Origin of the sequence: Lentzea sokolovensis (assembly GCF_033949975.1) — a bacterium.
Classification (GTDB): Bacteria; Actinomycetota; Actinomycetes; order Mycobacteriales; family Pseudonocardiaceae; genus Lentzea; species Lentzea sokolovensis.
The window spans coordinates 289,894-311,148 of the sequence record NZ_JAXAVU010000015.1; the positions used below are offsets into that span (position 1 = coordinate 289,894).

Below are 21,255 nucleotides of genomic sequence, written 5' to 3' on the forward strand. Positions count from 1 at the left end.
GTGTTGCTCACCATGACCACGACGCACCAGCCGGCGACCGATCTGGGCCACCTGCTGCACAAGCATCCCGACCGGGCTCAGTCCTTCACGACGAGCTCGGGCACCGCGCACGTCTTCTACCCGAAGGCGACGAACGAGGAATGCACGGTCGCCCTCCTGCTGGAGGTCGACCCCATCGCGCTCGTGCGAGGTCCCGGCAGCACGCTCACCCAATACGTCAACGACAGGCCGTACGCGGCGGGGTCGTTGCTCACGGTCGCGCTCGGCAGCGTGTTCCGCACGGCCATGAACGGCCGCAGCGAGAGCTACCCCGAGCTCGCCGCGACGCCGATTCCGCTGGTCATCCGCATTCCAGCGCTGCCGCACCGGCTCGCGGACCGGTTGTTCACGCCACTCGGCTGGGACGTCGCGATCTCCGGGCACGGCGATTCGCGCTTCGGCGACGTGACGCTGACCGGCACTGTGAAGCTCAGTGACGCGCTGAAGCACCTCTACGTGCTGCTGCCCGTGCTCGACGGCGGCAAGCACTACTGGGTCGCGGCCGACGAGGTCGACAAGCTGCTCAAGGCCGGTGACGGCTGGCTGGCGGCGCACCCGGACAAGGAGCTGATCACCACCCGCTACCTGGCGCGCAAGCGACCGTTGATCACCTCTGCCCTGGAACGCCTCGCGGACGTCGACGAGGTCGAGCCGGAGGAGCTGGACAACGCGCTGGCCGAACCGAAGATCTCCCTTGCCGTGCAACGCAAGGAGGCCGTGATCAAGGCGCTGAAGGACGCGCGGGCCAAGCGCGTGCTCGACCTCGGTTGCGGTGGCGGGGCGTTGCTGCGCGCGCTCGTCAACGAGCCCGAGTTCACCGAGATCCACGGTGTCGACGTGTCCGCGAAGGCGTTGCAGGAGGCCGCGCGCAAGCTGCACCTGGACCGCATGGGCGACCTTCAGCGCGAGCGGATCACGTTGCGGCAGTCGGCTTTGACGTACGCCGACACCGAACTGGCCGGTTACGACGCGGCGGTGCTGATGGAGGTCGTCGAGCACGTCGACCCGTCGCGCCTGCCCGCGCTGGAGCACTCGGTGTTCACCGTGGCGCGGCCCGCGACGGTGCTGGTGACGACGCCGAACGTCGAGTACAACGCGCTGTTCGAGACGTTGCCGGAAGGCCAGATGCGGCACTCCGACCACCGTTTCGAATGGACTCGGGCGGAGTTCGCGGCGTGGGCGGACGGTGTCGCGGAACGCCGTGGCTACCGCGTGCGGTACGTGCCGATCGGACCGGAGGACGCCGAGCGCGGCGCGCCGACCCAGATGGCCGTGTTCAGCTCGGGAGACGAGAACTGATGGAACTGAAGATCCCTGACCTGTGTCTGGTCGTGCTGGTCGGCGCCTCCGGTTCCGGCAAGTCCACGTTCGCGCGCAAGCACTTCCTGCCCACGCAGGTGCTGTCGAGCGACTACTTCCGCGGACTCGTGTCCGACGACGAGAACGACCAGTCGGCGTCCGCGGCGGCGTTCGAGGTGCTGCACCACGTGGCTTCGAAGCGGCTGGAGGCCGGGCGCGTCACCGTGATCGACGCGACCAACGTGCAGGCGCCGGACCGCGCCAGGCTGATCGAGGTCGCGAAGAAGGCGAACGTGCTGCCGGTCGCGATCGTCCTCGACACCCCGACCGAGGTGTGTCTGGCGCGCAACGCACAGCGCCCCGACCGCGACTTCGGCGCGCACGTCGTGAAGCGGCACCGGTCGGCGTTGCGGCGCTCGTTGAAGTTCCTCGGCAAGGAGGGCTTCAAGCGCGTCCACGTGCTGCGTTCCGAGTCCGATGTGGACAACTCGACGATCTTGTACGAGCGCCTGCTCAACGACCTCAGGCACGAGACCGGCCCGTTCGACGTGTTCGGTGACGTGCACGGCTGCCGCGCGGAGCTGGAGGAGCTGCTCGTCGAACTCGGGTACTCGCTGGTCCGGGACGACGAGGGCCGTGCTGTGGACGCGGTCCCACCCGGTGACCGCAAGGCCGTGTTCGTCGGCGACCTGGTGGACCGCGGGCCGGACACTCCGGGCGTGCTGCGCCTGGTCATGGGCATGGTCGCGGCCGGACACGCCTTGAGCGTGCGCGGAAACCACGAGGAAAAGCTCGTGCGGGCGATGCGCGGGCACAAGGTGACGGTCCGGCACGGGCTGGAGAAGTCGCTGGAGCAGCTCGCGCACGAGTCGGAGGAGTTCCGCCTGGCCGCGACGAGGTTCTGCGACGGCCTGGTCGCGCACTACGTGCTGGACGGCGGAAACCTCGTCGTCGCGCACGCCGGTCTGCCCGAGCGCTACCACGGCCGTGCGTCCGCGAAGGTGCGCAGTTTCGCGTTGTACGGCGACACGACCGGCGAGACCGACGAGCACGGGATGCCGGTGCGCCTGCCGTGGGCGAACGACTACCGCGGTGCGGCGATGGTGCTGTACGGCCACGTTCTGGTGCCCGAGGCCGAGTGGATCAACAACACCATGTGCCTCGAAACGGGCGTGGTGTTCGGCGGGAAGCTGACCGCGTTGCGGTATCCGGAGAAGGAAACCGTCTCCGTGAAGGCACATCAGGTCTGGTACGAGAGCGACGCGCCGTTCCCGCCGAAGGCAGTCGAGCGCGCGCCGGACGTGCTGGCGCTCACCGACGTCACCGGTCTGCGCCGGATCGACACGGCGCTGCTCGGTGCCGTGACCATCCGCGCGGAGCAGTCGGCTTCGGCGCTGGAGGTCATGAGCCGGTTCGCGATCGACCCGCACGACCTGCTGTACCTGCCGCCGACGATGGCGCCTGTCGCGACCTCGCAGCTCGACGACGTGCTGGAGCACCCGTCGGAGGCGTTCGCCGACTACCTCGCGGCCGGTGTCACGCAGGTGATCTGCGAGGAGAAGCACATGGGCTCGCGTGCGGTGTTGTTGGTGCGCAAGGAAGGTGGTGCGATCTACACGCGCACCGGGCGTGCGTTCTTCGACGGCGCGCTGGGTTCGTCGCTGCTTGATCGCGTGCGTTCGGCCTGTGCCGGGCTGTTCGACGAGTTCGCCACGGACTGGCTGCTCATCGACGCCGAGCTGATGCCGTGGAACGCCAAGGCCTCCGGGCTGATCCGCGAGCAGTACGCGGCGGTCGGGGCGGCGGCGAACGGCGCTCTGCCGGTAGCGGTCGACGCCTTGTCGGCGGCTGCGGCTCGTGGCGTGGACGTGGCGGATCTGCTGGCGCGCACGTCGCAGCGCGCCTCGAACGCCGAGGCCTACAGCGCTGCCTACGAGCGGTACTGCTGGCCGACGGAGGGGTTGGAGGGCGTGCGAATCGCGCCGTTCCAGCTGCTCGCGGCCGAGGGACAGACGTTCCACGACCGTTCGCACCTGTGGCACCTGGAGACGTTGGGGCGTTTGGAAGGTCCGTTGTTCCAGCACACCCGGCACCTCGTGGTCGACGTCGGCGACCCTTCGCAGGTGGCCGCGGGTGTGCGGTGGTGGGAGGAACTGACCGCGGACTGCGGTGAGGGCATGGTCGTGAAGCCGCTGGCGAACCTCGGCGGACGCGTGCAGCCGGCCATGAAGGTGCGCGGGCGCGAGTACCTGCGCATCATCTACGGCCCGGACTACACGACGCCGTCGAACCTGTCGCGGCTGCGCAAGCGTGCTCTCGGCCGCAAGCGTGGCCTCGCCCTGCGCGAGTACGCCCTGGGCATCGAGGCCTTGGAACGTCTCGTGCGCGGCGAGCCGTTGTGGCGGGTGCACGAGTGCGTCTTCGGCGTGCTCGCGCTGGAGTCGGAACCGGTGGACCCACGACTGTGATCCTCGAAGCCGTGATCGGGTCGCACGCCTACGGGCTGGCGACACCTGAGTCCGATGTGGACAGACGGGGTGTGTTCGTCGCGCCCACGGAAGCGTTCTGGCGCCTGGAGAAGCCACCGACGTCGGTCGAGGGCCCTTCTGCCGAGCAGCTCAGCTGGGAGGTCGAGCACTTCTGCAGGCTGGGCCTGAAGTCGAACCCGACGGTGCTCGAAACGCTGGTGAGCCCGCTGGTGGAGATCAGCACGCCGATGGGAGAGGAGCTGCGGGACCTGTTGCCCGCGTTCCTCTCCCGGTACGCCGTGCGGGCATTCACGCGCGCGACGGAAATGCAGCTGTCGCGCGCGGGCCGCAACCTCAAGCCGAAGCAGCTCATGCACGTCGTGCGGCTGCGCCTGGTGGGCCTTCACCTGTTGCGCACCGGCCGCTACGACATCGCGGCGGACCGCTCGTTGCTCAAGATCCGCGACGGCTCGATGCCCTGGGACGACGCGGTGGCGTGGGCACACAGGCTCGGCGACGAGATCGCGGCCGCAGAAGGCCCGCTGCCGGAGGACCCGGACCGGGCGCGGGTGGAGGACTGGTTGGTGTCGGTGCGCAGGAGGATGTTGTGAGCTACGAGGTACCCGACCTGAGCGAAGTGGTCGCCGAGCAGTCGCACGGCCTGCTGTTCGCGACCGTCTCGGGCGCGCACCTGTACGGCTTCCCGTCGCGGGACTCGGACGTGGACCTGCGCGGCGTGCACGTCCTGCCGCTCGCGGAGATCCTGGGCCTGCGGCACGGCCCGGAGACCAAAGAACGGATGTGGGTGCGCGACGGCGTCGAGATCGACCTGGTCACGCACGACGTGCAGAAGTTCTGCCGCCTGCTGACCCGCCCCAACGGCTACGTGCTGGAACAGCTGCTCTCACCGCTGGTCGTGCACACCACGGACGCACACCGCAAGCTGGCCGACCTCGCCGCGGGATGCCTGACCTCACGGCACGGGCACCACTACCGCGGGTTCGCCGCGACGCAATGGCGGCTGTTCGAGAAGACCGCCGAGATCAAGCCGCTGCTCTACACGTTCCGCGCGCTGCTGACCGGCGTGCACCTGCTGCGCACCGGCGAGGTGAACGCGCACCTGCCGACGTTGCTCGAGAAGCTCGACGGCCCGGACTACCTGCCGGGCCTCATCGAGGCCAAGATCCTCGGCGAGCACCGGGCGCTGGCCGGAGTGCCGGGGCGGCCCGCTCCCGAACGGCTGGAGGCGGACCTCACGCACTGGCAGGAGGAGCTGCGGCAGGCGCGGGAGACCAGCGACCTGCCGGTGGAGCCGCCGGCCTTCGACGAGGTCCACGACTTCGTGGTCTCGACCCGGCTGGGCTGACTTCAGGTCGGCCGCGGTCGGCTTGCCCACCTCCGCTCGCCTGACTCGACTGGCCAGGTCCCAGCGTGCTCGGCTTGGCCGGCTTCGCGTTGGCCTCGCTCGCCTGCATCAGCTTGGCCGAGGTGGGCTGCCTGACTGGTTGTCGGCGTGGCTTGGCCTGGCTGGCTGGACGGGCCTGGCCTGGCTGGGCTGGACGGGCCTGGCCTGACCTGGCTGGCCTGACCTGGCTGGCCTGACCTGGCTGGCCTGACCTGACTGGCCTGACCTGACCTCGCTGAGCTGGCCTGACCTGGCTGAGCTGAGCTGAGCTGGCCTGCCTGGCTGAGCTGGCCTGGCTGAGCTCACCTGTCCTGACCCTCGCCCCCCGCGCTTCCTCCTCCTGCGGAACGAAGGAAACGCGATTTGCGTTCCCGCCAATCCACAAGCTAGCGCGCTCAAGCATCTCCGCAGGTCAGCAAGTCAAACCCTGTGGACAACTCGCGATCATGAAGATTCGAGCGAGTCGTTCGCCCCGCGGTCCGCGAGGTCAGTCCTTCTTCTTCGAAGCCTTCGCAGCCTTGGAAGAAGCCGAAGAAGCCGAAGACTCGTCCGCGGACTCAGAAGGCTCCGCGGCAGGCGCGGCACCCTCGGCCGGCTCGTCGAACGACGCCGGCAAGCCCTTGATGTGCTTGTTCATCGACTTGACGAGGAAGAAGATCGCGATGAAGAAGACGATCAGCAGGACGAGGCCGACCGGGGAGGACTTGCCGAAGTCCTCGCCCTGGCCGCCCTTGTCGTTGCCGTCGTTCGTGTTCGACGGCTGCACGGCGACCAGCGCCACCGTGCTGCCGAGGGAGAAGTCTGGGGAAAGCACCCCTAGACCTTAACTCCGGCGAACAGGTCGTTCTCCGGCAGAGTCGAGTCCACCTGCGACCGCACGAGCTCGTACTCCTCGGTCGGCCAGATCTCGCGCTGCAGCTCCATCGGGATGGCGAACCAGCGGCTGGTCGGGTCGATCTGGGTGGCGTGGGCCTTGAGCGCCTCGTCGCGGACGTCGAAGTAGTCCGCGCACTCGACCTGGGTGGTCACGCGGTCCATGACGTCCGGGCGGTCGGTGCTCCAGTTCGCGAGCCACTCGGTGTACGGCGACTCGATGCCGCGCGCTTCCATCGCCTCGTGGAACGCGACGATCTTGGCGCGCGAGAAGCCGTGGCCGTAGTAGACCTTCTGCGGTTCCCACGCCTCACCCAGTTCCGGCTGGTACGAGGCGTCGGCGGCGGCGTCGAGGGCTGCCATCGAGATCTCGTGCGTGCGGATGTGGTCCGGGTGCGGGTAGCCGCCGTTCTCGTCGTAGGTCACGACGACGTGCGGGCGGAAGTCGCGGATGGCCTCCACCAGGGACGGCACCGACTCCTCCAGCGGCACGAGGGCGAAGCACCCCTCGGGCAGCGGCGGCAGCGGGTCGCCCTCGGGCAGGCCCGAGTCCTTGAAGCCCAGCCAGCGGTGCTGGATGCCGAGGATCTTGGCCGCGCGGGCCATCTCCTCGCGGCGGACCTCGATGATGTTCTCGAGCACGTCCGGCCTGTCCATCGCCGGGTTGAGGATGCTGCCCGCACCACCGTCGGTACAGGTCACGACCATCACGTCGTGCCCTTCCGCGATGTAGCGAGCCATCGAGGCCGCGCCCTTGCTCGACTCGTCGTCGGGATGTGCGTGCACTGCCATAAGGCGCAGCTTTTCGGCCATGACCCCCGTGGTCCTCCTGTGTGAACGGTCCTGCGACACTCATCAACTGAACGCCGGGCACCATTGTTCCCCAGAGGCTCAGGAGGGCGCGGACAAGTGGCACAGCGCGTGCTCCCCGAGGGGCGCTACAGCAAACAGAGCCGCAAGCCGATGGCCAAGTGGACGCGGTGGGCGTTACTCGCTGTAGCCGTTGCGGTGGGTGCCCTGATCGCCTTCGTCGGTTACCGAAATCTCGGCACTAAACCGATCGAAGCCAAGCAGACCGCGTTCATCCTCCTCAGCGACGACCAGGTGAAGGTCAGTTTCGAGGTTTCCCGCGATCAACCGGAGCGCGCTGCCGTCTGCATCATTCGGGCCCGGTCCAAGGACGGGGACGAAGCGGGTAGACGCGAAGTTCTGGTGCCGCCGGGAAATGATGTCGTCGTAGAGACAACAGTTCTGCGCACCTCGAAGCCGCCGGTCACCGGCGAGGTGTTCGGGTGCTCCTACCAGGTTCCCGCCTACTTGTCCACGAGCTAGCGGCCAAGCGGGTGATCTGCGGTTTAAACGGCGAGATGGGGAACAAATCGCCGTCGCTGAACGTTGTCTCCGTGTTACTATTGCCGCTCAAGCACGGCCCCGGCGCGGGCCGTGTTTTTCCGTTCCGGGCCAGCGGCCCGGGAACTATCTGGTGACACGTGTGCACCAGAGCAAGACGAGGAGTTGGTGACCGTGAGCGACACCCAGGTGACCTGGCTGACCCAGGAGGCCTACGACCGGCTCAAGGCTGAGCTGGACGAACTTATCGCGTACCGCCCGGTCATGGCTGCCGAGATCAACGCTCGTCGCGAAGAGGGCGACCTCCGCGAGAACGGCGGCTACCACGCGGCTCGCGAGGAGCAGGGCAAGCAGGAGGCGCGCATCCGCCAGCTGCACGAACTGCTCCAGGCCGCCAAGGTCGGCGAGGCTCCCACCACCAAGGGTGTTGCAGCGCCGGGCACGGTGCTCACGATCCGCTACGAAGGCGACGACGAGGCGGAAACCTTCTTGCTGGCGACTCGCGAGGAGGGCGCGCACGGCGAGATGGAGGTCTACTCCCCGCTTTCGCCGCTCGGAAAGGCGCTCAACGGCGCGAAGGACGGCGAGACCGTGTCCTACGAGCTGCCGAACGGCAAGCAGCAGAAGGTCACGCTGATCTCCGCGGTTCCTTACCAGGCGTAGTCACGCCACAAAAACGTGCGAAGGGGCGGTCACCTAGGTGGCCGCCCCTTCACGCGTTCCAGTAGAGGCCGCACGCGTGGAGGCACTGGCGTTGACAAAGCAATAGAGGTCGACAAACGACGAACGTGAGGCACGTCGACAATGTGATCGACCACGCGTTGCAGATCCGCATTCGACCTCGCGACCATTCTCACGAACAGATCGCCTTGGCCCGTAGTCGCGTGCACCTCGCACACCTCGCTGATCGCGGCCAGCCCTTCGCACACTTCGGCACGGCGCCCCTGCGCGATCTCCACCGTCGCGAACGCCGTCAGCCCGTAGCCCATCGCGCCGAGGTCGAGCGCCGGCGGGAATCCGGTGAGCACGCCGCGCTCGACCAGCCTGTCCAGCCGGGCCTGCACGGTTCCCCGCGCGACGCCCAGCCGGCGGGAGCATTCGAGGACGCCCAGACGGGGCTCGTCCGTCAAGAGCAGGAGCAGCTTCGCGTCCAGTTCGTCCACGGGCTGGTCAGAGTGCTCACTCTGCTGATCCAAGGGCATAGATCACTATACAAACTGTCCTGTGAATTCGCTGACTGTTGCTCATCCTGCTAGGTCGAATCATGCTGATGAACATGACGCAGCAGCTTGACGACGTGAGCTACGACCAGCTCCGGCAGCTCGTGGGGTTGGTCGACTACGACGCGACCAAGGACCCCTTCCCCGTGCGCTCCATGGACGCCGTGGTGTTCGTCGCGGGCAACGCCACGCAGACCGCGTGGCTCTACCAGGTGGCGTTCGGCATGGAGCTCGTGGCCTACGCGGGCCCCGAGACCGGCCAGCGCACCCACAAGTCGTTCGTGCTGAAGTCGGGCTCGGCCCGCTTCGTGATCAACGGCGGCGTCACGCCCGGTTCCGACCTCCTCGACCACCACCGCCGCCACGGTGACGGCGTCGTGGACCTCGCACTGGAGGTCAGCGACGTCGACCAGTGCATCAAGCACGCCCGTGAGCAGGGCGCGACCGTCCTCGAAGAGCCGCACGACGTGTCCGACGAACACGGCACCGTGCGCCTCGCCGCGATCGCGACGTACGGCGAGACCCGCCACACGCTCGTCGACCGCTCGAAGTACGACGGCCCCTACCTGCCCGGCTACGTGGCGCGCAGCTCGTCCGTGAAGCGTCCGGAAGGCGCCCCGAAGCGCCTGTTCCAGGCCGTCGACCACTGCGTCGGCAACGTCGAGCTCGGCAAGATGGACTACTGGGTCGAGTGGTACAACCGCGTCATGGGCTTCGTGAACATGGCGGAGTTCATCGGCGACGACATCGCCACGGACTACTCGGCACTCATGTCGAAGGTCGTCTCCAACGGCAACCACCGGGTCAAGTTCCCGCTGAACGAGCCGGCGATCGCGAAGAAGAAGTCGCAGATCGACGAGTACCTGGAGTTCTACGAGGGCGCGGGCGTGCAGCACATCGCGCTGGCGACCAACGACATCATCAAGACCGTCACGGCCATGCGCGACGCGGGTGTCGAGTTCCTCGAAACGCCGGACTCCTACTACGACGACCCGGCGCTGCGTGCGCGCATCGGCGAGGTCCGCGTTCCCATCGAGGTGCTGAAGGAACACCGCATCCTGGTCGACCGCGACGAGGACGGCTACCTGCTGCAGATCTTCACGAAGCCGATCGGCGACCGCCCGACCGTCTTCTACGAACTGATCGAGCGGCACGGCTCGCTGGGCTTCGGCAAGGGCAACTTCAAGGCCCTTTTCGAGGCGATCGAGCGCGAACAGGAGCGACGCGGCAACCTCTGACGCCGATACCCCGGTAGGCTGCCTTACGGGGGACTCACATCGGGTGGAGGTGGCATGGCATTCGCGCGACGCGTGGCCGCGGTGATTCCGCTGGTCGGAGCCGTGACCACGGCTGTGGCACTGACCGGCGCGGCGTTCTTGACCGTGGCGCACGCAGGCTGTGACGAGGCCGGCCGCTTCGTCCGCACCGGCGACGCGATCCAGTTCGTCGGCGGCTGTGTGAACGGTGCCGACCTACCGTCGGCTCCGACAGCCGAGGCCGAGAACGTGGACAGGTTCGGCGGCTCGAAGAAGCCGTGACAGACGCAGAAGGCCCCTCCCACGCGGGAGGGGCCTTTCGCATGCGCGGAGGTCAACGGGCCGCACGGCCGAGCCCGCCAACGCAAAACAACCCGCGCGGTGCCACCCGGCGCCCGCCAACGCAAAGCAACCACCTACGAAGGTCTGGCGCGCGGTGCCACCAGGACAGCCGACATCGCAAGGCAACCACGTACGAAGCCTGGCGTGGCGATGCGAAGCGAGCCGTCTGAACCTAGGGCGCCGGGTAAGCGGTGAGCCCCGCTCATGGCGATTGGGGCTTGACCTTGAGGGGCTGGGTGCCACCCTGTCTGGGCTCGGCCGGGGCGCTTTAATCCCCGGCTTTGAGGCCGACTACGCACCCAGCTAGAGGCTCAAGGTCAAGCCCCAATCGCAACCCCGCACTTCGTCACGACCCGAGGGACCACCCTCGCAAGGCGACCACCCGCACGGAACGCGACCAACCCCGCTGCAACGCGACGACCCGCGCGCAACAGAACCCGCGGACCTCAGCCCAGGGCTTCGAGCAGGTCAGCCACCAGGTCGTCCCCGGACTCGATGCCCACCGATACCCGCACCAGATCGGCAGGCACCTCCAGCAACGACCCGGAAGTGGACGCGTGCGTCATCTTCCCGGGGTGCTCGATCAGCGACTCGACGCCACCCAGCGACTCGGCCAGCAGGAACAGCTTGGTCCGGGCACAAACCTCCAGAGCCGCCTCCTCGCCACCGTCGACGATGAACGACACCATCCCGCCGAACCGGCTCATCTGCTTGGCCGCGACGGCGTGGCCGGGGTGCGACTCCAGGCCGGGGTAGATGACCTTCTTCACGCGAGGGTGCCGGGTCAGGGCCTCGGCGACCAGCTCGGCGTTGTCGGAGTGCTTCTCCATCCGCAGCTGCAGCGTCTTGATCCCGCGCAACGTCAGGTAAGCGTCGAACGGCCCGGGAACAGCCCCGGCACCGTTCTGCAGGAAGCCGAACGCCGCGTCGACCTCCTCGTCAGAGGTGATCAGGGCGCCGCCCACGACGTCGGAGTGACCGCCGACGTACTTGGTGGTCGAGTGCAGCACGACGTCCGCACCGAGCTCCAGCGGCGTCTGCAGGGCGGGCGAGGCGAAGGTGTTGTCCACGACCAGCTTGGCGCCGGACTCGTGCGCGACCGAGGCGATGGCGGCGATGTCACCGATGTTCAGCAACGGGTTCGTGGGCGTCTCGATCCACACGAGCTTCGTCTCGGGACGAATCGCGGCGCGGATCGCGTCCACGTCGGACACGGGTGCCGGCGAGTGGGTGACGCCCCACTGCGAGAAGACCTTGTCGATCAGCCGGAACGTGCCGCCGTACGCGTCGTTCGGGATGACGATGTGGTCGCCTGGCTTGAGGAACGTGCGCAGCGCCGCGTCGGTCGCACCCATGCCGGAGGAGAACGCACGACCGTAGCGGCCGCGTTCGAGCGACGCGAGGCACGTCTCCAGTGCGCGGCGGGTCGGGTTGCCGGTGCGCGAGTACTCGAAGCCCTCACGCAGACCTCCGACGCCGTCCTGGGCGTACGTCGAGGTCGCGTAGATGGGCACGTTCACCGCACCCGTGGTCGGGTCCGGGTCCTGACCGGCGTGGATCGCCCTGGTGGCGAAGCCGTATGGGGTGCTCATGTTCGAAGGGTACTCACCCATCTGGCCGCCGACCGCAAGTGTCCAAGCAGTGAAAACAGACCAGCCCCCGGCCGTCACGGCCGGGGGCTGGTCGAAGAGCTGCCGAGCTGGACTACCAGCCCTGCTGCTGACCGCCGTAACCCTGCTGCGGGGGCTGGCCGTAGCCGCCCTGCTGGGGCTGCTGCGGGTAGCCACCGGTGTTCGGCTGACCGTAGGCCTGCTGCTGCGGCTGGCCGTAGCCACCGCCGCCGTAGGACGCGGTGTCCGGCCAGTTGATCACGACGGTGCCGCAGATCTTGTCGGAGTACGTCTCGTTCTTCGGCTTGTTCCACAACGGCGACAGGTAGTTGACCAGCGAGCCGATGCCGCAGAGCAGGCCGAACGCGTAGTTAAGGAGCAGGCGGAGGAACGCGGTGCCGCCGCCGGGCGGCTGCTGCGTGTCCTCCTTGATCACCTTGATCTTGGCGACCTTCTTGCCCAGCGACTGTCCGGTCGAACCGCCCTTGAGAACGGTGTTCCAGATGAAGAAGCCGAACAGCCCGCCGTAACCGACGACGTAGGCCAGCAGCACGAAGATGCCACCGGTCGACGCGTCACCCGTACTCGCGCCGATGCCGGCGAAGACACCGATGATGATGGCCGCGACGACGCCGGGCGCGACGTAGTCGATCAGGCCCGCGACAGCGCGCGGACCCCACTCGGCGTAACCGGTGGGAGGCGCCGGTGCGTAGCCGGGCTGGCCGTAGCCGCCGGGCTGACCGTAGGCCTGCTGCTGCGGCTGACCGTACGGGCTCGACTGCGGAGCGCCGTAGGGCTGCTGCGGCTGACCGTAGGGCTGCTGCTGCGGCTGGCCGTACGGGTTGGACTGCGGCGCGCCGTAAGGCTGCTGCGGCTGACCGTAGGGCTGCTGCGGAGCGCCGTACTGGGGCGGCTGCTGGGCGGGGAACCCGCCAGAGCCGGGTCCCTGTGCCGGGAAGCCACCCGAACCGGGAGCTGCCGGCGGCACCTGCCCGGGGCTGACGACCTGGGTGGCGTCCGCGTTGTGCTGCGGTGCGGCGGGAGCTTGACCAGGCGAGACGACCTGCGTGGCGTCCGGGTTCGGGTTAGCCGCTGCCGGCTGCCCACCTCCTGGGACGATCTGCGTGGCGTCCGCGTTGGGCTCCTGCTGCGGCTGACCGCCGAACTGGTTTCCTGGCGGCTGCGGAGCGTTCATCCGGTTTCCAACCCCCTTGGCTGGGCCGTGGGTACGAGTAAGACTGATGATGATCTGGGGCGTCACGCTATCGGACGCACCCGCTTCTACGCTCAGCGACCAGCCAAGAACCCCAGAATGTCCTGACGAGTTACGACTCCGGCAGGCTTGCCGTCCTCCAGCACGAGGGCCGCGTCGGCGTGCGAGAGAGCGTTCATGGCGATGCCGACCGGCTCACCGGCGCCGAGCGTGGGCAGCGGCGGCGACATGTGCTTGTCGAGGCGGTCGGACAGCTGGGCCTTGCCGGTGAACAGGGCGTCGAGCAGGTCGCGCTCGTTGACGGCGCCCGCGACCTCGGCCGCCATGATGGGCGGTTCGGCGTTGACGACGGGCATCTGCGAGACACCGAACTCGCGCAGGATCGCGACGGCGTCACCCACGGTCTCGTTGGGGTGCGCGTGCACGAGGTCGGGGAGCATGCCGCCCTTGCGTCGCAGCACGTCGCCGACTGTCGCGCCGGTCGAGTCGGGCGGCAGGAAGCCGTAGGACGCCATCCAGCGGTCGTTGAAGACCTTGGACAGGTAGCCGCGGCCGCCGTCCGGGAGGATCACGACCACGACGGCGTCTTCCGGCAGGTCCTTCGCGATGCGCAGCGCGGCGGCGGCCGCCATGCCGCAGGAACCGCCGACGAGCAGGCCTTCCTCGCGGGCGAGGCGGCGGGTGGTGTCGAACGAGTCCGCGTCGGAGACCTCGACGATCTGGTCGCAGATGGTCTTGTCGTACGCCTCGGGCCAGAAGTCCTCGCCGACGCCCTCGACCAGGTACGGGCGGCCGGTACCGCCGGAGTAGACGGAGCCTTCCGGGTCCGCGCCGATGACCTGAACGGCGCCGTCCGAGATCTCCTTGAGGTAGCGGCCGGTGCCGGAGATCGTGCCGCCGGTGCCGACGCCCGCGACGAAGTGCGTGATCTTGCCGGCGGTCTGGCGCCAGATCTCGGGGCCGGTCTGGTGGTAGTGGCTCGCCGGGTTCTCCGGGTTGGAGTACTGGTCGGGCTTCCACGCGCCGGGGATCTCGCGGACGAGCCGGTCGGAGACGTTGTAGTACGAGTCCGGGTGCTCGGGCGCGACGGCGGTCGGGCACACCACGACCTCGGCGCCGTAGGCCTTGAGGACGTTGCGCTTGTCCTCGCTGACCTTGTCGGGACAGACGAACACGCACTTGTAGCCCTTGCGCTGGGCGACCAGGGCGAGCCCGACACCGGTGTTGCCCGAGGTCGGCTCGACGATCGTGCCGCCGGGCTGAAGTTCACCCGATTTCTCCGCGGCCTCGACCATCCGCAGCGCGATGCGGTCCTTCACGCTGCCGCCGGGGTTCAGGTACTCGACCTTCGCCAGCACCGTGGCCTTGATCCCCGTGGTCAGGGAGTTGAGCTTGACCAGCGGCGTGTTGCCGACCAGATCGACGACGTGCTCGACGTACTCCACCGGTATCTACTCCCTGCTCCCACTCTCCGAGATAGCGGGACGAAGCCTAGCTCTAGTGGCTGCGGAGGTTAATTCGAACAGCGGAACCGACGATTCCACTGGAAAGGGGGTGTTGCGGATGATCGGACTCAGGACGCTGCGTGCTGTGGCGATGACCGCCGCGACGCTCGGAGGCCTCTCCGGCGCACTGGTGGGACTGCTCACGGAGCAGGGAAGACGTGCCCGGACGGCCATTGGCGTGCTGGAGCATCTGTGGCCAGCGCCGGACGGCGTGTACCTCGACGACGGCCGCGATCCGGTGCGGCTGGCGGTGCTCGGCGACTCGATGGCGGTGGGTGTCGGTGTGACCCATCCCTCGCAGATGCCGGGCGTGCTGCTGGCCCAGGCGCTGGCGGAGGAGGCCGAACGGCCGGTGCGCCTGTCGACGTACGCCATCAGCGGCTCGACCACCCGTGACCTGGTGCCGCAGGTCGACGCGGCCGTGCTGGACGCGCCCCAGGTCGCGTTGATCATCATCGGCGCGAACGACGTGACGTCGCGGATGAGCCCGGGCGAGTCGGGGCGGCTGCTGGCCGAGCAGGTGCGCAAGCTGCGCGCGATCGGCTGCGGCGTCGTCGTCGGCACGTGCCCCGACCTGGGGATCGTGCGGCCGATCCCCCAGCCGTTGCGGATGGTCGGGCACCAGTACAGCCTGCGTCTCGCGGCCGCGCAGACCGCCGCGGTGCGAGAAGCGGGTGGCGTGCCGGTGTCGTTGGCGAACCTGCTGGCGCCGGAGTTCATGGCGCGGCACGTCGACATGTTCAGTTCGGACCGCTTCCACCCCAGTTCCGTCGGCTACGAGGCGGCGGCGGGTGTGCTGCTGGCGCCGTTGTGCCAGGTGGCGGGGCTGTGGCCGGGCTGGGTCGCTCCCGCGCTGCCGTTGCGGTCGGCGGCCGCGTTGGCGGTGCGGCCCTCACGCGTGCCGGGGTGGCTGCAGAAGCGGCACGCATGAGTTTCGGAATTCTCGTCACTCGCGCTGGCCGGGGTGAGCAGGCGTTAACTAGGCTCGACGGCAACCTTGACTCTCAACGAGGAGTTTCGTGATGCCTGAGGCCGTGATCGTCTCCGCCGCCCGCTCCCCCATCGGCCGTGCGGGCAAGGGCTCGCTGAAGGACGTGCGGCCCGACGACCTGGTGGCGCGGATGATTCGCGCGGCACTGGACAAGGTGCCGCAGCTCGACCCCGCGCAGATCGACGACCTGATGCTCGGCTGCGGCCTGCCCGGCGGCGAGCAGGGCTTCAACATTGCGCGCGTTGTGTCCGTGCTGCTGGGTTACGACAACCTGCCCGGCACGACCGTGACGCGGTACTGCGCTTCGTCCTTGCAGACCACGCGCATGGCGCTGCACGCCATCAAGGCGGGCGAGGGTGACGTGTTCATCAGCGCCGGCGTCGAGACCGTGTCGCGGTTCGCCAAGGGCAGCTCCGACTCGTGGCCGGACACGCACAACCCGCTGTTCGGCGAGGCCGAGGCGCGCACGGCCTCCGTCGCGGCGTCGGGCGCCTCGGAGTGGGTCGACCCGCGTTCGGTGGACGTCGTGCCGGACGTCTACATCCCGATGGGCCAGACCGCCGAGAACCTGGCTCTGCTCAAGGGGATCTCGCGCCAGGAGATGGACGAGTTCGGCGTCCGCTCGCAGAACCTCGCCGAGAAGGCCATCGCGGACGGCTTCTGGGCCCGCGAGATCACGCCGGTCACGCTGCCCGACGGCACCGTGGTCTCGGCCGACGACGGCCCGCGCGCCGGCGTCACCTACGAGGCCGTGTCCCAGCTGAAGCCCGTCTTCCGCCCCGACGGCCGCATCAACGCCGGCAACTGCTGCGCCCTGAACGACGGCGCCGCGGCCCTGGTGATCATGTCCGACACCAAGGCCCGCGAACTCGGCATCACGCCGCTCGCCCGCGTCGTGTCGACCGGCGTCTCGGGCCTGTCGCCGGAGATCATGGGTCTCGGCCCGGTCGAGGCCTCGAAGCGCGCGCTGGCGCTGGCGGGCCTGTCGGTCTCCGACATCGACCTGGTGGAGATCAACGAGGCGTTCGCCGCCCAGGTGATTCCGTCCTACCAGGACCTCGGAATCGACCTGGACCGGCTGAACGTGAACGGCGGCGCCATTGCCGTCGGCCACCCGTTCGGCATGACCGGCGCGCGCATCACCACGACCTTGATCAATTCGCTGCAGTTCCACGACAAGCAGTTCGGTCTGGAGACCATGTGCGTGGGCGGCGGCCAGGGCATGGCGATGGTCATCGAGCGCCTGAGCTGAGCTTTCGTTCAAGATCTGCAATTTGACGCTTGCAAGTGGCTCCGTATCACCCGAACGGAGCTACTTGCCTGCGCCCTTTCTGCCGATGAGTTGAATCATCGCGCTATGGCGTCATCAGGCGAGGGGAAGTCCGTCCCTACCGATGAGCAAGGAGGGGTCGGACATGCCCTACGTGTGGTGGCAAAGCGAATATGACCTGCAATGCCATGCTTTCTCCCGAGACCAGGCCGATGGTTCGCGCAGCTTTTACGAGGCCGTCTGCGAACATTCGGTGCCCGACGAACGGGTGTCGCGCGCGCAGGCGGGCGCGCTCTGCACGACCTGCCTGATCAAGGTGGGCACCGAACTGCCCGACGTCCGCTGGCGGGTCTAGACCCGCCGCATGCCGACACTCGCCGGTGCGCTCTCGGTGAAGCCGTGCCGTTCGTAGAGACGACGGCCGGGCGGGTCGGCGAGCAGGTTGACGTACGCGTTCGGGGACTGCGCGTGGATGTGGTCCAGCAACGCGGTGAGGATCGCGTCGCCGATGCCTTTGCGTTGATGACGCGGCAGCACCGCCATGTCGATGACGTGGAAGTACCAGCCGCCGTCGCTTAGCACGCGGCCCATGCCGGCGGTTTCGCCTGATTCCACGTGAATGACACTCGCGCTGGCCCACGCGCCGTTGATGCCGTTTTCCGCTTCTGCACGAGTTCGCGCGCTCAGTCCGGATTCTTCGCGCAACCGCAGGTAGTCGTCGACTGATGGCGGTTCCATGACGAGCCGGTATGCGGAGTCCACCGAATTCCCCCTCAGTTGTGCGCGTTGTTCGCGCGATGACGATAGAGGGCGATCCGCGCTTCCTTCGTGTCGAGCTTCCGGAGCCCGGCGACGGCCCAGTCCGCCAACGACTCGTCCTCGTGGTCCAAGTGCTCGACCAGGATCGGCAACGCCTCGGGCGAGCGCGCATCACCGATCAGCTCCAACAGCCACGCACGCACGCCACGGTCGTCCTCGGCCCGGAACGCTTCGACCAGTTCGTCGACGTGCTCGGCCGCGATCTGCCGAAGCAGACCGAAGCCGTCCTCGGCCTTCTGCGGATCGTGGCGGCGCATCAGCCACAGGGCTTCGTCGAACCTCTTCGTCATCCCCATCTCCCCCGCAACGCCGAAGGGGCGCCCCGCCGCAGCGGAACGCCCCTCCAGCACACCCGAAGCGTCAGTCCGAGTTGAAGTACGACAGCAGGCGCAGGATCTCGGTGTACAGCCACACCAGGGTGACCGTGAGACCGAACGCGATCTGCCACGCGAACTTGGCCGGAACGCCGGCCCGGATCGCCTGGTCCGCGGCGTCGAAGTCGATCAGGAAGCTGAACGCCGCGAGGCCGATGCAGACGAGGCTGAAGATGATCGCGAGCGGGCCGCCGCTGCGGAGGCCGAGGCCGCCGTCGGTGAAGAAGCTCATGACCAGGTTGAAGAGCATGAGGATGCCGACGCCGATGATCGCGCCGACGATCCACTTGGTGAACTTCGGCGTGACGCGGATCGCGCCCGTCTTGTAGACGACGAGCATGCCGAAGAACACGCCGAGCGTGCCGATGATGGCCTGACCGATCATCACGACACCCTGACCCGGGTTGCCGGTCATGCGGTCGACCATGTTGCCGATGATCCCGCTGAACGCGCCGAGGAAGACACCTTCGACGGCGGCGTAGGCGAGGACGAGCGGCGGGCTCGGCATCTTCTTGAACATGATGACGAGGGCGAGCACCAGACCGATGATCGCCGCGGGGAACAGCAGCCCCCACGCCTTCATGAGGTACGTGATGACGGCCGTCGTGGCCACCAGGGCGAGCGTCATGCCCGTCTTGGTGACGACGTCGTCGATCGTCATCGGCCGCTCGCTGGTCAGCGGCGGCGGGGCCTGCTGGTAGCCAGCCTGCTCTGGCTGACCGAAGCCTGCGTAGCCTCCGTACCCGCCGCCGGTCGGCAGGTTGCGGAAGGCCGGGTTGCTGCTCGAGCGCACCTGGATCCTCCTGTGGCGTTGCTTTACGCCGTCACTGGGTTCAACGAGCACGCTCGGTGCCATGTTCCCCATCGGTAAAGGCGACTTTACCCCCGACGACGATCACGCGTGCGCAAATACTGCGCCAACTCCAGAGCGTTATGCGACTACGGCGTGTCGCGGCGTGTCTGACCCGAAGGACGTAAGGCCCGTCACATTCCAATCACGTTCACACGCTGGGTAGCGAGAGACTTCCTCCTCGTGGCGGCTTGTCCCCGGTCTGGGGGACCGACAAGCTCGCACGCGGGATCTACACAGGTCAGAGGGGATCACGATTCATCATGGGCTGGAAACGTCTGGCCGCCGTGGCGATGGTTTCGGGGCTCGCGCTCCTGACCGTTCCCGCGACGGCGTCAGCGGTCGGCGTCAAGGGCATCGGCCACAACGCGTCAGGGCTCCAGCCCAACGCCACACCGGGCAGTGAGTGGCACGGGTCATACATCTGGCAGGACAAGCAGGTGTGGTGCGTGCAGTACGCACTGCCCGCGCCGGACAGCGCCGTCGGTTACAAGGAAGGCGACGAGCTGCTCACCAAGGCGGGCAAGAAGCTCGCTCCGGAGATCGCGGCGAACATCTCCTACCTGCTGCTGCGCTACTCCACGACCAAGTCCCCGGACGAGGCCGCGGCCCTCGCGCACCTGCTGCACAGCTGGACGTCGGTTCCGGACGGCGCGGTGCGGCTCGACACGACCGACCCGAAGTTCCTCGCCTACGACGCTCCCTTCTACGCCGCGCGGCTGCCGCAGTCCGTCATGGACACCGTCAAGCGCCTGCAGGACGACGCCGTGGCCAACCGCGGTCCGTGGACGCTCACCGCCGTCGCGCCGAAGGAACCGCTGATCATCGACACGGAGTCCACCTGGACCCTGTCCCTGGTCAAGGCCGACGAGAAGGGCGTCACGAACGCCCCCATCGACTTCACGCTGACCGACGCCAAGCTGGCCGACGGCAAGACCAGCGGCACGGCCACCACGGGCGCCGACGGCAAGGCGGCGACCGTGAAGATCATCCCGACCGGCCCGAAGCCCGCGATCGCGGCGGTGGCGGCCGCCCCGGCACCCAAGCCGGTCGTGCACTTCCCCATCCAGACGGACAACATGCAGCGCATGGTCACGACCGGTGGCGAGGCGAAGCTGAACGCCGCCGCGAACGGCCAGGCCAAGACCGCGCCCGGCGCCGTGAAGATCACGAAGATCGACTCCGAGACCAAGAAGGCCATCGCGGGCGTCGCGCTGCGCGTCACGGCCAAGGACCAGACGGCCGCGGCGAAGAAGCAGGACGACACGGACCTGGTCGGCACGGACGGCAAGCCGCTGGTGCTGCAGACCGGCCCCGACGGCACGGTCGAGGTGCCGGACCTGCGCACCCCGCAGGAGATCTGCCTCGTCGAGGTGGCCGCCCCCAAGGGGTACGAGGAGTTCTTCGACCCGAAGGCGCCGCCTGCCTCGTGCGGCACGGTCGCGGCGGGTCAGACGCTCGCGCTCGAAATGGTGAACAAGCCGAACAAGCCGGTCGTGCCCAGCACGATCCCCGCCGGCGCGGACGGTCAGACGCCGGTCGCGACCGCGTCGTTCGACACGCAGCTGCGTCCGGGCCTGATGCTGACGGTGGGTGGCCTGGTGCTGCTCGGCGCGGCGCTGGCAGGCTTCCTGGTGTGGCGCAGGCAGTGAGTCCCAGGGCTTTTCTGACCGGCACGCTGGTGGCGGGCATCGCCGCCGCCAGCGTGCTGGTCACCACGTCCGAGACCGAGGTCCTCAAAGGACACGCGGTCGCGGACGAGATCCCGGTCGTCGGACCGGGACCGGTGGCGGACAGCCTGAGCACCGGCCGCGGTCCCGACCTCACCGGGTTGCTCGGCGGGGCGAACACGGCCAACGCCAGGCCCGTCGAACCCACCGCGCAGCAGCAGCCCGCACCGCCCAAGGCCGGTCCGGGTTCCGTGCGGCTGCCCTCGGGCGGTTCGGCCACGCTGGTGCGCAAGGAGGTCAAGGACGGCGTGCTGCCGGTGCCCGACGGCATCGGCGAGGCGACCTGGTGGGGCACCGAGCTCGCGGGTGCCGAGGGAGCCACGGTGCTGGCCGGGCACGTCGACTGGAAGGGCGCGAAGGGCCCGTTCGCGGAGCTGTGGCAGGCGCAGAACGGCCGTGAGGTCGTGATCGCCGACAGCGGGGGCAAGGAGTTCAAGTTCCGCATCAAGCAGATCGAGACGGTCCGCAAGGAAGAACTCCCGGCACGCGCCGTCGAGTTCTTCGGCCCGCGTGGCCCGCACCGGCTCGTTCTGGTCACCTGCGGCGGCACCTGGGTGGGCGGCCAGCAGGGGTACGAGGCGAACCGAGTGGTCATCGCCGAACCCGTTCAGTGACCAATCGAGCACCTCGCGCAACCCGTT

At 68.3% G+C, this 21,255-nt stretch carries 22 protein-coding genes; 13 read left to right on the top strand and 9 right to left on the bottom strand.

The window, feature by feature from the left end; translation table 11 throughout:
* From SK854_RS39735 to SK854_RS39750, 4 genes are read left to right on the top strand one after another with little or no spacing between them, the layout of a single operon-like run.
* The gene (locus SK854_RS39735) at positions 1-1,338 is read left to right on the top strand and encodes a 3' terminal RNA ribose 2'-O-methyltransferase Hen1 (RefSeq protein ID WP_319980298.1); all 1,338 of its coding nucleotides are present in this window, start codon (positions 1-3) and stop codon (positions 1,336-1,338) included.
* Entirely contained in the window at positions 1,338-3,806 is a 2,469-nt protein-coding gene (locus SK854_RS39740) for a polynucleotide kinase-phosphatase (RefSeq protein ID WP_319980299.1), read from the top strand. The genes SK854_RS39735 and SK854_RS39740 overlap by 1 nt, the downstream gene beginning before the upstream one ends.
* Positions 3,803-4,417, top strand: a complete 615-nt coding sequence (locus SK854_RS39745; protein ID WP_319980300.1) for a nucleotidyltransferase domain-containing protein — start codon at positions 3,803-3,805, stop codon at positions 4,415-4,417. The genes SK854_RS39740 and SK854_RS39745 overlap by 4 nt, the downstream gene beginning before the upstream one ends.
* A complete protein-coding gene (locus tag SK854_RS39750; RefSeq protein ID WP_319980301.1) occupies positions 4,414-5,172 on the top strand; it encodes a nucleotidyltransferase domain-containing protein in 759 nt (252 codons plus the stop codon). Before SK854_RS39745 ends, SK854_RS39750 begins: the two co-directional genes overlap by 4 nt.
* Positions 5,173-5,698: 526 nt before the next feature.
* Here the strand turns inward: SK854_RS39750 and SK854_RS39755 are convergent.
* Entirely contained in the window at positions 5,699-6,025 is a 327-nt protein-coding gene (locus SK854_RS39755) for a hypothetical protein (RefSeq protein ID WP_319980302.1), read from the bottom strand.
* Between the two features lie 2 nt (positions 6,026-6,027).
* The gene (mca, locus tag SK854_RS39760; RefSeq protein ID WP_319980303.1) at positions 6,028-6,897 is read right to left on the bottom strand and encodes a mycothiol conjugate amidase Mca; all 870 of its coding nucleotides are present in this window, start codon (positions 6,895-6,897) and stop codon (positions 6,028-6,030) included.
* 96 nt (positions 6,898-6,993) lie between these two features.
* On the opposite strand from mca, the gene SK854_RS39765 reads away from it, so the two are divergent.
* Both SK854_RS39765 and greA read left to right on the top strand, forming a co-directional pair.
* Complete coding sequence (locus tag SK854_RS39765; protein WP_319980304.1) at positions 6,994-7,416, top strand: DUF4307 domain-containing protein; 423 nt, start codon at positions 6,994-6,996, stop codon at positions 7,414-7,416.
* Positions 7,417-7,602: 186 nt separating this feature from the next.
* Positions 7,603-8,097 carry a transcription elongation factor GreA gene (greA, locus tag SK854_RS39770; RefSeq protein ID WP_177320718.1) on the top strand — a complete coding sequence of 165 codons (495 nt, stop codon included), beginning with the start codon at positions 7,603-7,605 and terminating at the stop codon, positions 8,095-8,097.
* A gap of 29 nt (positions 8,098-8,126) precedes the next feature.
* Here greA and SK854_RS39775 read toward each other — a convergent pair whose 3' ends face one another.
* Positions 8,127-8,636: an Lrp/AsnC family transcriptional regulator gene (locus tag SK854_RS39775; protein WP_319980305.1), complete on the bottom strand. Its 510-nt coding sequence runs from the start codon at positions 8,634-8,636 to the stop codon at positions 8,127-8,129.
* Positions 8,637-8,710: 74 nt separating this feature from the next.
* Between SK854_RS39775 and hppD the strand changes: the two genes are divergently transcribed.
* Together hppD and SK854_RS39785 are read left to right on the top strand one after the other, a co-directional pair.
* Complete coding sequence (hppD, locus tag SK854_RS39780) at positions 8,711-9,892, top strand: 4-hydroxyphenylpyruvate dioxygenase (RefSeq protein WP_319980306.1); 1,182 nt, start codon at positions 8,711-8,713, stop codon at positions 9,890-9,892.
* A gap of 54 nt (positions 9,893-9,946) precedes the next feature.
* Positions 9,947-10,192 (top strand): hypothetical protein, encoded by a 246-nt coding sequence (locus SK854_RS39785; RefSeq protein WP_093602603.1) that lies wholly within the window; start codon positions 9,947-9,949, stop codon positions 10,190-10,192.
* Between the two features lie 506 nt (positions 10,193-10,698).
* Here the strand turns inward: SK854_RS39785 and SK854_RS39790 are convergent.
* The 3 genes from SK854_RS39790 to SK854_RS39800 all read right to left on the bottom strand — a co-directional run bounded on the left by SK854_RS39790 (position 10,699) and on the right by SK854_RS39800 (position 14,520).
* On the bottom strand, positions 10,699-11,844 hold the full coding sequence (locus SK854_RS39790) for a cystathionine gamma-synthase (protein WP_319980307.1): 1,146 nt from the start codon (positions 11,842-11,844) through the stop codon (positions 10,699-10,701).
* A gap of 112 nt (positions 11,845-11,956) precedes the next feature.
* The gene (locus SK854_RS39795; protein ID WP_319980308.1) at positions 11,957-13,057 is read right to left on the bottom strand and encodes an RDD family protein; all 1,101 of its coding nucleotides are present in this window, start codon (positions 13,055-13,057) and stop codon (positions 11,957-11,959) included.
* A 92-nt stretch (positions 13,058-13,149) separates the two neighbouring features.
* Positions 13,150-14,520: a cystathionine beta-synthase gene (locus SK854_RS39800; protein WP_319980309.1), complete on the bottom strand. Its 1,371-nt coding sequence runs from the start codon at positions 14,518-14,520 to the stop codon at positions 13,150-13,152.
* 118 nt (positions 14,521-14,638) lie between these two features.
* On the opposite strand from SK854_RS39800, the gene SK854_RS39805 reads away from it, so the two are divergent.
* The 3 genes from SK854_RS39805 (at position 14,639) to SK854_RS39815 (ending at position 17,196) form a co-directional block, all read left to right on the top strand.
* The gene (locus SK854_RS39805; protein WP_319980310.1) at positions 14,639-15,511 is read left to right on the top strand and encodes an SGNH/GDSL hydrolase family protein; all 873 of its coding nucleotides are present in this window, start codon (positions 14,639-14,641) and stop codon (positions 15,509-15,511) included.
* A gap of 91 nt (positions 15,512-15,602) precedes the next feature.
* Entirely contained in the window at positions 15,603-16,823 is a 1,221-nt protein-coding gene (locus SK854_RS39810; RefSeq protein WP_319980311.1) for an acetyl-CoA C-acetyltransferase, read from the top strand.
* A gap of 163 nt (positions 16,824-16,986) precedes the next feature.
* Positions 16,987-17,196, top strand: a complete 210-nt coding sequence (locus SK854_RS39815; RefSeq protein WP_319980312.1) for a hypothetical protein — start codon at positions 16,987-16,989, stop codon at positions 17,194-17,196.
* On the opposite strand, the gene SK854_RS39820 is transcribed toward SK854_RS39815, so the two are convergent.
* The 3 genes from SK854_RS39820 to SK854_RS39830 form a co-directional block, all read right to left on the bottom strand.
* Positions 17,193-17,603: a GNAT family N-acetyltransferase gene (locus SK854_RS39820; RefSeq protein WP_319980313.1), complete on the bottom strand. Its 411-nt coding sequence runs from the start codon at positions 17,601-17,603 to the stop codon at positions 17,193-17,195. The genes SK854_RS39815 and SK854_RS39820 overlap by 4 nt on opposite strands.
* Positions 17,604-17,614: 11 nt before the next feature.
* A complete protein-coding gene (locus tag SK854_RS39825) occupies positions 17,615-17,950 on the bottom strand; it encodes a HEAT repeat domain-containing protein (RefSeq protein ID WP_319980314.1) in 336 nt (111 codons plus the stop codon).
* A 70-nt stretch (positions 17,951-18,020) separates the two neighbouring features.
* A complete protein-coding gene (locus SK854_RS39830) occupies positions 18,021-18,827 on the bottom strand; it encodes a Bax inhibitor-1/YccA family protein (protein WP_090065563.1) in 807 nt (268 codons plus the stop codon).
* Positions 18,828-19,147: 320 nt separating this feature from the next.
* Here SK854_RS39830 and SK854_RS39835 point away from each other — a divergent pair, with 320 nt between their 5' ends.
* Both SK854_RS39835 and SK854_RS39840 read left to right on the top strand, forming a co-directional pair.
* A complete protein-coding gene (locus SK854_RS39835) occupies positions 19,148-20,536 on the top strand; it encodes an MSCRAMM family protein (RefSeq protein ID WP_319980315.1) in 1,389 nt (462 codons plus the stop codon).
* A complete protein-coding gene (locus tag SK854_RS39840; RefSeq protein WP_319980316.1) occupies positions 20,521-21,228 on the top strand; it encodes a class F sortase in 708 nt (235 codons plus the stop codon). The genes SK854_RS39835 and SK854_RS39840 overlap by 16 nt, the downstream gene beginning before the upstream one ends.
* Positions 21,229-21,255 lie beyond the last annotated feature (27 nt).